This is a genomic window from Georgenia sp. SYP-B2076, from assembly GCF_003991205.1.
GTDB lineage: Bacteria > Actinomycetota > Actinomycetes > Actinomycetales > Actinomycetaceae > Georgenia.
The window spans coordinates 391,586-402,660 of record NZ_RXOZ01000011.1 but is presented as its reverse complement, the minus strand read 5'-3'; the positions used below and the strand labels follow the sequence as shown (position 1 = coordinate 402,660).

Annotated in this window: 9 protein-coding genes and 1 riboswitch; of the genes, 2 read left to right on the top strand and 7 right to left on the bottom strand. The window is 74.7% G+C overall.

Going from position 1 to position 11,075, the window contains the following annotated elements; translation table 11 throughout:
- The 6 genes from EJK16_RS20060 to EJK16_RS06635 all read right to left on the bottom strand — a co-directional run.
- Positions 1-874, bottom strand: an 874-nt coding sequence (locus EJK16_RS20060) for a sigma-70 family RNA polymerase sigma factor (RefSeq protein ID WP_370275985.1), incomplete at its 3' end; no start/stop codon positions are given.
- Between the two features lie 311 nt (positions 875-1,185).
- Entirely contained in the window at positions 1,186-4,068 is a 2,883-nt protein-coding gene (gene gcvP, locus EJK16_RS06655) for an aminomethyl-transferring glycine dehydrogenase (RefSeq protein WP_127127544.1), read from the bottom strand.
- Positions 4,065-4,448, bottom strand: coding sequence for a glycine cleavage system protein GcvH (gene gcvH, locus EJK16_RS06650; RefSeq protein WP_127127542.1), 384 nt, complete (start codon positions 4,446-4,448; stop codon positions 4,065-4,067). Before gcvH ends, gcvP begins: the two co-directional genes overlap by 4 nt.
- Before the next feature lie 89 nt (positions 4,449-4,537).
- Positions 4,538-5,659, bottom strand: coding sequence for a glycine cleavage system aminomethyltransferase GcvT (gene gcvT / locus EJK16_RS06645; RefSeq protein ID WP_127127540.1), 1,122 nt, complete (start codon positions 5,657-5,659; stop codon positions 4,538-4,540).
- A gap of 156 nt (positions 5,660-5,815) precedes the next feature.
- Positions 5,816-5,928, bottom strand: a riboswitch (glycine riboswitch).
- A 163-nt stretch (positions 5,929-6,091) separates the two neighbouring features.
- Positions 6,092-6,499, bottom strand: a complete 408-nt coding sequence (locus tag EJK16_RS06640; protein WP_127127539.1) for a universal stress protein — start codon at positions 6,497-6,499, stop codon at positions 6,092-6,094.
- A gap of 105 nt (positions 6,500-6,604) precedes the next feature.
- Positions 6,605-7,771, bottom strand: a complete 1,167-nt coding sequence (locus EJK16_RS06635; RefSeq protein WP_127127537.1) for a DUF4192 domain-containing protein — start codon at positions 7,769-7,771, stop codon at positions 6,605-6,607.
- A 120-nt stretch (positions 7,772-7,891) separates the two neighbouring features.
- Between EJK16_RS06635 and EJK16_RS06630 the strand changes: the two genes are divergently transcribed.
- Positions 7,892-8,983, top strand: coding sequence for a polyprenyl synthetase family protein (locus EJK16_RS06630; protein WP_127127535.1), 1,092 nt, complete (start codon positions 7,892-7,894; stop codon positions 8,981-8,983).
- Positions 8,984-8,999: 16 nt separating this feature from the next.
- Here EJK16_RS06630 and EJK16_RS06625 read toward each other — a convergent pair whose 3' ends face one another.
- A complete protein-coding gene (locus tag EJK16_RS06625; RefSeq protein ID WP_240645820.1) occupies positions 9,000-9,371 on the bottom strand; it encodes an Rv2175c family DNA-binding protein in 372 nt (123 codons plus the stop codon).
- Between the two features lie 193 nt (positions 9,372-9,564).
- Between EJK16_RS06625 and EJK16_RS06620 the strand changes: the two genes are divergently transcribed.
- Entirely contained in the window at positions 9,565-11,031 is a 1,467-nt protein-coding gene (locus EJK16_RS06620; protein WP_240645819.1) for a lytic transglycosylase domain-containing protein, read from the top strand.
- Positions 11,032-11,075 lie beyond the last annotated feature (44 nt).

The following is an 11,075-nucleotide window of genomic DNA, read 5'->3' as shown; positions in this document are numbered from 1 at the left end:
GCATCTGGCGCTGCACGCGGGAGAGCTTGTTGATGACCTCGACCATGTGCACCGGGATGCGGATGGTCCGGGCCTGGTCCGCCATGGCGCGGGTGATGGCCTGGCGGATCCACCAGGTCGCGTACGTGGAGAACTTGAAGCCCTTGGTGTAGTCGAACTTCTCCACCGCGCGGATCAGGCCGAGGTTGCCCTCCTGGATCAGGTCCAGGAACAGCATGCCGCGCCCGGTGTAGCGCTTGGCGAGGGAGACGACCAGGCGCAGGTTGGCCTCGAGGAGGTGGTTCTTGGCCAGGTGCCCGTCGTTCGCCAGCCACTGGAGCTCGCGGCGCAGCTTCGGGGGGATGTTCTCGTCCTTGGCGAGCCGCTCCTCCACGAACAGGCCGACCTCGATGCGCTTGGCGAGCTCGACCTCCTGCTCCGCGTTCAGCAGCGCGACCTTGCCGATCTGCTTGAGGTAGTCCTTGACCGGGTCCGCGGTCGCACCCGCGGTGACGACCTGCTGGACGGGCGCGTCGTCGTCGTCCGCGTCGTTGACGACGAAGCTGCCCGACGTGGTGGGCTCCTCGTCGGCGGCGTCCGGCGCGGCGTCGGGCACCGCCTTCAGCGCCGGCTTCTTCGCCCGCGAGGTGGTCTTCGCGGCGGCCTTCTTGGCGGGCGCCTTCGCGGCGGCCTTCTTGGCGGGCGCCTTTTCGGGGGCGGCGGCGGAAGCCGTGGTCTCCTCCGTGACGACCTCGGCAGCGTCCGGCGCGGCAGCGGACGTCGAGGAGGTCCGGGTGGTGCGGTCAGACTTGAGGGCAGCGGTGGACGACACAGAGAACCTTTCGGCGGGGGTGCAGGGTCGACGTGCGGGCAGCGTGTGCGCAACCGTTCGCAGCGCGGGCTGGTTGCGGAACCGGCGAGCAGCACGTCGCGGCAATACAATTATAGCCTGAGGGCCTCCGAACGGGCGCCCCGAGGCTGGGACGAGGTCACGTCTCTTCCGCCACAGGGGCGGGCGACGGGGCCGCGTGGCCGCGCACCGGTGTGCGCGACTACAGGCCCTAACGCGCGCGTGTCGCCGATTATGCCCGGACGCAGGAAGCGCACGTCACCCGGTGCGGGTGTCGCCCGGCCCGGGGTGGCCGAGGTCCACACTCGCCCCCGCAGGGACCGGCCCCCCGGACCCGGCCCCCGCGAGAGGGCCCGCTAGGAGACGGTCTCGTACGCGTCGACCGGCTGGCACGAGCACACGAGGTGCCGGTCGCCGTACGCCCCGTCGATGCGCCGGACCGGCGGCCAGTACTTCCCGTCGACGGAGCCGGGCACCGGGTAGACCGCCTCGGCGCGGGTGTAGGGGTGGTCCCACTCCCCCACGAGCATCTGCGCGGTGTGGGGGGCGGCCACCAACGGGTTGTCGTCGGCCGGCCAGTCACCCGCCCGGACCCGCTCGGCCTCGGCGGCGATCGCGACCATGGCCTCGCAGAAGCGCTCGATCTCGCCGAGGTCCTCGCTCTCCGTCGGCTCCACCATGAGGGTGCCGGCCACGGGGAAGCTCATCGTCGGCGCGTGGAATCCGTAGTCGACGAGCCGCTTGGCGACGTCGTCGACCGTGATCCCGGTCGTGGCGCGGAGCGGGCGCAGGTCGAGGATGCACTCGTGGGCGACGTGCCCGCTCGCCCCGCGGTAGAGCACGGGGAAGAACTCCTCCAGCCGGGCCGCGACGTAGTTCGCGGCGAGCACGGCCGCACCGGTCGCCGCGCGCAGCCCCGCGCCGCCCATGAGGGCGACGTAGGCCCAGCTGATCGGCAGGATCGACGGCGAGCCGTAGGGGGCCGAGGAGACGGCGCCGGCGTGGCGGTCGCCGTCCTGCGCCAGCGGGTGGCCCGGCAGGAACGGGGCGAGGTGCGCGCGGGCGGCGACGGGGCCCACCCCCGGGCCGCCGCCGCCGTGCGGGATGCAGAAGGTCTTGTGCAGGTTCAGGTGCGAGACGTCTCCGCCGAACATGCCCGGGCGGGCGTGACCCACGAGGGCGTTGAGGTTCGCGCCGTCGATGTAGACCTGCCCGCCGGCGGCGTGGACCGCCTCGCAGACCTCGCGGACCTGCTCCTCGTACACGCCGTGAGTGGAGGGGTAGGTGATCATGATGCAGGCGAGGTCCGCGGCGTGCTCCGCCACCTTGCCGCGCAGGTCCGCCAGGTCCACGTTGCCGTTCTCGTCCGTGGCGACGACGACGACGCGCAGACCCGCCAGGACGGCGGACGCGGCGTTGGTGCCGTGCGCGGAGGCGGGGATGAGGCACACGTCGCGCTCGTGCTCGCCCCGGCTGGCGTGGTAGCCCTTGATGGCCAGCAGCCCGGACAGCTCGCCCTGCGAGCCGGCGTTCGGCTGCAGGCTCACGGCGTCGTAGCCCGTCGCGGCGGCCAGCCAGCCCTCGAGCTGGTGGATGAGCTCGAGGTAGCCGGCCACGTCCCCGGCGGGGGCGAAGGGGTGGATGCGGGCGAACTCGGGCCAGGTGATGGCGGCCATCTCGGCCGCGGAGTTGAGCTTCATCGTGCAGGAGCCCAGCGGGATCATGCCGCGGTCGAGGGCGTAGTCCTTGTCCGCGAGCCGGCGCAGGTACCGCATCATCGCCGTCTCGGTGCGGTGGGAGGAGAACACCGGGTGGGTCAGGTACGCGCTGGTGCGCACCATGTCCGCGGGCAGGGCGGCGAGCTCCCCGGCCGCGGCCGGCGACGGCGCCGCGGCCGGCGACGGCGCTCCCAGGGCCAGCGCGCCGAGCACCGCGCCGGCCAGCTCGGCGACGACCGCCGTCGTCGTGGCCTCGTCGGTGGACACGCGCACGCGGTCCGTGCCCTCGGCCCACACCGTGATGCCCCGCTCCGCCGCCGCGGCGCGCACCGCCTCCGCCCGGCCCGGGACGACCATCTCGAGGGTGTCGAAGAAGTGCTCGTGGCTGAGCTCGACCCCGCCGGCCCGCAGCGCGGCGGCCAGCGCGGCGGCGTGGCCGTGGACCTCGGCGGCGATCTCCCGGATGCCGTCCGGGCCGTGGTAGACGGCGTACATCGAGGCCATGACGGCCAGCAGCACCTGGGCGGTGCAGATGTTCGACGTGGCCTTCTCGCGGCGGATGTGCTGCTCGCGGGTCTGCAGGGCCAGGCGCAGCGCCGGCTGGCCGTCCGCGTCCCTGGACACGCCCACGAGCCGGCCGGGGAGCTGACGCTCGAGGCCCTTGTGCACGGCCAGGTAGCCGGCGTGCGGGCCGCCGAAGCCCATGGGGACGCCGAAACGCTGGGTGGTGCCCACGGCGACGTCGGCGCCGAGCTCCCCCGGGGAGACGATGAGCGCGCTGGCGAGCAGGTCCGCCGCGACGACGACGAGCGCGCCGGCGTCGTGCGCGGCGGCCGTGATCGAGCCCAGGACCGCGCGGGTCGGGACCCGGCCCGAGGCGCCGGGGAGCTGGACGAGCACGCCGAAGACGTCGTCGAGGTCGACGCCCGCCAGGCCGTCGGTCAGGTCCGCGACGACGAGCTCGATGCCCACCGGCAGCGCCCGGGTGGCCAGCACGGCCCGGGTCTGGAGATACGTGTCCGCGTCGACGACGAAGCGGTGGCCCGCGCCCTTCGTCGCCCGCCGGGCCAGCAGCATCGCCTCGGCGGCGGCGGTGCCCTCGTCGAGCATGGAGGCGCCGGCCACGCCCAGGCCGGTCAGGTCGATGACCATGGTCTGGAAGTTCAGCAGCGCCTCGAGGCGCCCCTGGGAGATCTCCGGCTGGTACGGCGTGTAGGCGGTGTACCAGGACGGGTTCTCGAGCACGTTCCGCTGGATCACGGGCGGTGTCAGGGTGTCGTAGTAGCCCTGGCCGATCATCGAGGTGCGCACGGTGTTCTTCGCCGCGATCGCGCGGAGCCGGCCGAGGACCTCGTGCTCGCTCGCCGGCTCGGGCAGGCCAGTCGTGGCCCCCGCGTCGTGGATGGGGTCCGGGACGGCCGAGGCGAGGAGCTCGTCCAGCGAGCCCACCCCGATCCGGTCCAGCATCCGCGCCTGGGCGGCGCCGTCGGTGCCGATGTGCCGGGACGCGAAGCCCCTCACGCGTCCTGCCCCTCGGTCAGGGCGGCGTAGGCCTCCGCGTCGAGGAGGTCCTCGGGCAACGAGGCCACCCGCATCGAGAAGAGCCAGCCGTCGCCGTGGGGGTCGCCGTTGACGGTCTCCGGGGCGTCGACCGCCGCGTCGTTGACGGCCAGGACCTCGCCGTCGGCGGGTGCCATGAGCTCCGAGACGGACTTGGTGGACTCGATCTCGCCGCAGCTCGTGCCGGCGGCGAGGGCGGTGCCCACCGCGGGCAGGTCAAGGTAGACGACGTCGCCGAGGGCCTGCGCAGCGTAGCTGGTGATGCCCACCCGGGCGACGTCGCCGTCGACGGCGATCCACTCGTGGTCGGTGGTGTAGCGGCGGTCGGTCGGGTAGCTCACGGTTGCTCCTGGTGCTGGGCGGGACGGGCGGAGTGCTGGGCGGGACGGGCGGAGTGCTGGGCGGGACGGGCGGACGACGGCGGGGGTCTTCAGCGGGGGCGGCGGTAGAAGGGCAGCTCGACGACGGTCATGGGCTGGCGCCTGCCGCGCACGTCGACGTCGAGGACCGTGCCGACCCCGGCGCGAGGCTGCTCCACGAGGGCCATCGCGATGGGGTGGCCGAGGGTGGGCGAGAGGACGCCTGAGGTGATGGTGCCGACCTGGCCGTCGCCGTCGTGGAGGGTGGAGCCGGCGCGGGCGGCGCGCCGGCCCTCGCCGGCCAGCCCCACGAGCGCCTGGCCCGAGGGGTGGTCGCGGCGCGCCGCCAGTGCGGCGCGACCGATGAAGTCGTGGGCCTCGTCCAGGTCGACGACGCGCCCCAGGCCGGCCTCGAAGGGGGTCGTCCTCCGGGTGAGCTCGTGCCCGTACAGGGGCATGCCCGCCTCGAGACGGAGTGTGTCGCGGCACGCCAGGCCGCAGGCGACGACGCCGGAACTGGCGCCGGCGGCGAGCACCGCGCGCCAGAGCGGGACCGCGGACTCTGCGGGCACGCTCAGCTCGAAGCCCACCTCACCGGTGTAGCCGGTGCGCGCGAGGAGCACGGGGATGCCGGCCACCTCGGCGGTGACGGAGGCGTAGTAGCGCAGGGCGCCCAGGTCGGCGTCGGTCAGGGCGGAGAGCACGCCGGCGGCGACGGGGCCCTGCAGGGCGATCAGCGCCCGGTGCTCGGTGCGGTCGGCCACGTGCACCTGCTCGGTGGCGTCGGCGAGGTGCGAACGCACGGTCAGCTCGTCGAGGACGACCGTGCGGTTGGCGGCGTTGGCGATGACGAGGAACTCGGTCTCGGCGAGCCGGTAGACGATCAGGTCGTCGATGACTCCGCCGTCCTCGGCGGTCATCATCGTGTAGCGCGCGCGCCCGGTGGCCAGCGTCGAGCTGCGGGAGACGAGGGAGCGGTCCAGGGCGGCCGCCGCGCCCGGGCCGCTGACCTCCACCTGGGCCATGTGGGAGAGGTCGAACAGGCCGGCGCGCTCGCGCACGGCGGCGTGCTCGGCCAGGTCGGAGGTGTAGCGCAGCGGCATGGCCCAGCCGGCGAAGGTCGTCATGGCCGCACCGCGGTCGACGTGCTCGCCGTGGAGCGGGGTCCTCAGGGGTGCATCGGTCGTGATCATGCGGGGAGCTCCGTCGGGTCGTCGGGCCGGTACGCATCGAGCGCTCGGGTGCTCCCCGTCTGTCATGGCACCTGAGAGCTTCGACCCGGCGGACGCGGGACTTGCACCGTGGGTGAGGGTGCGCGTGGTGCGGCGCAGCCTGCTTTCCAGATTGGCCTGGTCGGTGCGGTACAGGTACCTGAGAGATTGCCGGGGGGTTGCTCCTTCGGTGCGCCCGACGCCGCCATCAGTGATGGGGACGTGGCGGACGGCTCTCCCGCGTCGACTCGTGACGGCCCGGTATGCAGTTCTCGCGGCCGTCGGCCCTCGCAGGGGCGCGGCGACGGTTGCACGCTACCACCCCGCCGGCGCGCCGATCAGGGGTCCTGGGCCGTGACGTCCCGGCGGTTCGTGGCGCCGTCGTGGGGCGGAGGGACCCGCTGCCCGCCGGTGTCAGGCGCCCGGCGTCGCCGCGATCTCGGGCTTGACGGCGAGGACCGGGCAGGACGCGTCCAGCAGGACGCGCTGGGCGTTGGAGCCGAGGATCAGCTTGCCGACCGGCGAGCGGCGACGCAGACCGATCACGAGGAGCTCCGCGCCGACCTCGTCCGCGGTGGAGATGAGATCCTCCGCGACGTCGTCGCTGCGGCGCAGCTGGCGCACCTCGTACGCCACGTCGGCCTCGTCGAGCCGGTCCCGCACGGCGTCCGCCTCGGCCTCGAGGACGGCGTGCTCCTCGCCGCGCGGGCGTCGCGAGAGCACGACGACCAGGCGCGTGTCCCGCCGGCGTGCCTCCGCCACCGCGGCGGCCAGCGCCGCCTCCCCCTCGTTGGTGGAGAGGTACCCCACGACGATCGACATGCGACGCTCCATCCCAGGGTCAGACCTGCCCCGTGTCCGCTGATTCCCGGGACGTTACCCGATGGCCGCGGCACCCGTGGCGAAGAGCGTGGCCGGCCGAGGGCGTCAGCGGCCGCCGTAGCGTGGCCCGGCCCTCTCGTACCAGGGGGGCGGCAGGCTGCCCTCGACCGCCACGACGACGAGCTCGGCGAGGTGGTGACCGGGCTCCTCGTCCAGCGCCTGACGGGCCACGACGTCCGCGCGGGCGCTCTCGCCGGCCCACCACGCGAGGAACGCGAGCAGGCCGAGCGCGGGCGCCGCGTCCCCGTCGGCGGCGTGCGCCGCGACGGCCGTGGCCAGCGCCATGGCCGGCTCGAAGACGTCGTGGCGTGGCGGGCGTCCGGCGTCGTGCGCAGCCCCGATGGCGGCGTCGCTGAGGTACGAGGCGGGGCTCCTCCCGACGCCGGCGAGGACCGCCGCGATGATCGCGTCGCGCAGGAAGCGGTCGGCCATGAAGACGAGCAGGCGGCCGAGGTCGGACGGCGGAGCCGGATCGTCCTCGGGGCGCCGGACCGAGCGGTCCCACAGGCGGGCCCCCTCCTCGCGCCACCGGTCCAGCGGGCCCTGGTCCCGCAGCGCGGCGGCGCCGGGCACCCCGAACGCCGCGCCCCGCACCAGCGGGGCGCCCCCGCAGGCGGCGGCCACGTCCCGGTGGCGGGCGCGTTCGGCCCGCGCTGCCCGCCGGGCCGCCGAGCGGGCGGGCCCGCGGGGCACGCGCGACGTGCCGAGCCGCTCGCGGCTCGGTGCGGGCCCGACGCCCTCGAGGACCAGGGTGGCCCCGATCTCGGTGCCGAGGAGCTCGTCCAGCGCCCGCCCGCCCGGCGGGCAGCAGGCGCAGCTCAGGTGGCCCCAGCCGTCGGGGCCGACGACCCACGGCTCGACCGGCGGCATCCAGGCGAGCGCGGCGTCGAGGACCTGCCGCACCCGCTCCAGCCCCTCGCGCCCGGGCGCCCCGTGGGGCGCGGACGTGTAGATGACGACGAAGACACCGTCCGCGCCGCTGTCCAGGAGGTGGCCGGCGAGGTCCGCCGCGAGGTCCGGGCCGTGCTCGTCGTGCGCGAGACCGGCGAGGTCCGCACGGGCCACCAGGCCGACCTCGGAGGTGCCGCGGGCCTCGTTCATGGTCATGCCCATCAGCACGACCGAGGCGGCGGGGCGGAACCCGAGGCGGTAGGGGACGAGGGAGATCAGGTCGCGCGGCTCGTGGGCGCGGAGCACTCGTTGCGTCGTCATGGCGCCATCGCACGCCCGCGGGTCCCGTGGCCGCTCGCGGCCTGTGGACTGCGCGGGCCGCGCCGGGGTGTGGAGGGCGCACGCGGCCGCGACCGACGCGCGCCCTCTAGGCTCGGCCTCATGCCTTACTCCTCCCTCGCCTCCGTCCGTGACCGGGTCTCCGACCGTGTGGTCCAGGCCCTGGATGACCACACCGCGACGTTCGGGCACGTGGGCGCCCCGCTGGCGGACTTCCTCGGCCCGGCCCGGGAGCTGCTCGGCGGCGGCAAGCGGCTCCGGGCGCAGCTGTGCGCGGCGGGGTGGGTCGCCGCGGGCGCCCCCGCGGGGGCCGACGTGGAGGCGGTGGTGCTGGCCGGCTCCGCGCTCGAGCTCTTCCAGGGCACCGCCCTCGTGCACGACGACGTCATCGACGGCTCGCTGACCAGGCGCGGGCTCCCGGCGGCGCACCGGCGGTTCGCCACGGAGCACGCCGGGCGTGGCTGGCTGGGCAGCTCCGATGACTACGGGCAGGCCGCGGCGATCGTGCTCGGGGACCTCCTGCTCGCGGTCTCGGCCATGGAGCTCGAGCGCGCCCGCGACCGGGTGGACGGCGCCGCGGGCCGGCGCGCGCGCGAGATCTACGACGTCATGACGGCGGAGGTCGCGCTGGGGCAGTACCTCGACATCCGGTCCCAGGACATGCCGTGGCAGGACGACGAGGCCGGAGCGGTGGACCGCGCCCTGCAGGTGGTCCGCCACAAGTCGGCCCGGTACTCGGTCGAGCACCCGCTGCTCCTGGGCGCCGCGCTGGCCGGCGCCCAGGCGGATCTTCTCGGGCACCTCAGCGCGATCGGCCTGCCGCTGGGCGAGGCCTTCCAGCTGCGCGACGACGAGCTGGGCGTCTTCGGCGACCCGGCGGTCACGGGCAAGCCCGCCGGGGACGACCTGCGCGAGGGCAAGCGCACGGTGCTGCTGGCGATGACGATGTCCCGGGCCGGGGCCGAGGACCGCGCGGTCCTCCGCGGCCAGGTCGGACGCCCCGACCTCACCGCCGACGAAGTCACCCAGGTACAGCACATCATGCGGGCCACCGGCGCCCTCGCCGCCCACGAGGACCTCATCGCGCAGCGCCGCGACGCCGGGCTGCGCGCGCTGGCGGGCGCCCCGGTCGCACCCGAGTCGGTCGCGCTGCTGAACGACCTCGCCGGTGCGCTGACGCGCCGGAGCGCCTGAGCTCCCGCGGGAGCGCTCAGAAGGCCAGCGTCTGGGCGATCCGCCGCACGGCGTGGGTCCGACCCTCGCGCAGGGCGCGGATCGGCGTCGACCCGAGCTCGTCGTCGACGGTGAACAACCACTTGAACGCCTCGTGGTCGTCGTAGCGGGCGTCCCCGAGCAGGATCAGCGTGCCGCGGAGCGCGGGCAGCGGTCCGGGCCCGTCCGGCTCCCCCGGGCCGACGACAAGCTCGGCGGCCACCGACGCGGCGCCGTTGGGCCCGTGCGGGACCGCGAGGAGCCGCTTCTCGCGCAGCAGCGAGCGGACCTCGCGCTGGCGCAGACCGAACATTTCCGCCACCTCGGGGACGGAGTACCACCCGGACGGTTCCTCATAGGCTGACGACACGGCGTCCACAGTAGCGCCCGCCCCAGGACAGGGGGTTGGCGGGAGTGGGGGTCAGTCGCTACTGTCACACTGGTCACAGCAACACCACTGTCACCACCAGGCACTTTGGCACCACCAGTCGCGGCCGACGGAACGGGCGGCCCGGGCGGAGCCGTGCCGATCGTGTAGCGCCCGAACTCTCCATGGAGGATCGATGTCGAAGGCTGATCAGCGTTCCCGGACCGTCGTGCGCACGCACGCCGGACGCGCCGGCGTCGGCCTCGCCCTCGCGGCGACGACGGCGGTGAGCGTGGCCGTGCCGGCCGCGCAGGCCCAGGCGGCTCCCGGCTCGCCCGCGACGAGCGTGCACGGCCGCACCGGCGCGCTCGCAGCGCTCGCCACGGTGCCGGTGCCCGCCGCCGCGCCCACCATGACGTACCGGGTGCAGGCCGGTGACACGGTCTCGCACATCGCGGCGCGCACCGGCTCCTCCGTCAGCGCGATCACCCAGGCCAACGGGCTCGGCGCGAACGCGCTCATCCGTGTCGGGCAGATGCTCAAGGTGCCGTCCCCCGCGACCGCCGCGGCATCCGTCAGCGCGCCCGCCGCGTCCGGCGTGCACACGGTGGCCGCCGGCGAGACCCTCTCGGGCCTGGCCAAGGCGTACGGGACGACCGTCGCGGCGATCGTCACGGCGAACGGCCTGCCCTCGGCCGACCGGATCCGCGTGGGCCAGGCCCTCACGATCGGCTCGGGGTCCGCGCGGCCGCTCTCGAACACGGTAGCCCCGGCGGCGCCTGCCGCCACGGCCGCCACCCACAAGGTCGCCCCGGGCGACACCGTCTCTGCCCTCGCCAAGAAGTACGGCACGACGGTGGCCGCGATCGCCAAGGCCAACAACCTCGGCCCGTCGGCGATGATCTACGTCGGCCAGAAGCTGGCCGTCGGCGGTGCGGGCGCCGCCCCGGCCGCCCTCACCCCGGTAGCCCCCATCGCCGCGCCGGCAGCCGTGACGGCGGAGAAGTACCAGGTCCGGGCGGGCGACACCGTCACCGGTCTGGCGAAGTCCTGGGGCACCACGGTCGCGGCCGTCATCAAGGCGAACAAGCTCGACGACTCCGGCCTGATCTACGTCGGCCAGTCGCTGAAGGTCCCCGGCGACGCCGGCGGGGTCGTGACCGTCCCGACCACGACGCCGCTGGTGCCGAACACCTTCCTGGGCCGCACGTACCCGGAGGCCACCGTCGCGGCCGCCAACGCCAACAAGGCCACCCTCCTCGCCAACGGCGTGCCGTCACGCTCGGAGATGCAGTCCACGGTGGCACGGGTGGCCAAGCAGATGGGGGTGGACCCGGCGCTGGCGCAGGCGCACGCCTACCAGGAGTCCGGCTTCAACCACGCCTCGGTCTCCCCCGCCAACGCCCTCGGCACCATGCAGGTCATCCCGACGTCCGGCGAGTGGGCCTCCGACCTCGTCGGGCGCAAGCTCAACCTGCTCGACCCGGCCGACAACGTCGTCGCCGGCGTGGCGATCATCCGCCAGCTCGTGCGCACCAGCCCGGACCTGGAGACCGCCATCGCGAGCTACTACCAGGGCGCCGGCTCGGTGAAGCGCAACGGCATGTTCGACGACACCAAGCGCTACGTCGCCTCCGTCAAGGCGCACATGACCCGCTTCTGACCGCGCCGGGGCGCGGCCGCTGTTACCAACGACACGGCACGGCG

Excerpts from the sequence above, each read along its gene's own strand:
- EJK16_RS06640 (WP_127127539.1), bottom strand. The coding sequence starts at position 6,499 with ATGTCGATCGTCGTGGGGTACCTCTCCACCAACGAGGGGGAGGCGGCG.
- gcvT (WP_127127540.1), bottom strand. The coding sequence starts at position 5,659 with ATGATCACGACCGATGCACCCCTGAGGACCCCGCTCCACGGCGAGCAC.
- EJK16_RS06630 (WP_127127535.1), top strand. The coding sequence starts at position 7,892 with ATGCCTTACTCCTCCCTCGCCTCCGTCCGTGACCGGGTCTCCGACCGT.
- EJK16_RS06620 (WP_240645819.1), top strand. The coding sequence starts at position 9,565 with ATGTCGAAGGCTGATCAGCGTTCCCGGACCGTCGTGCGCACGCACGCC.
- EJK16_RS06635 (WP_127127537.1), bottom strand. The coding sequence starts at position 7,771 with ATGACGACGCAACGAGTGCTCCGCGCCCACGAGCCGCGCGACCTGATC.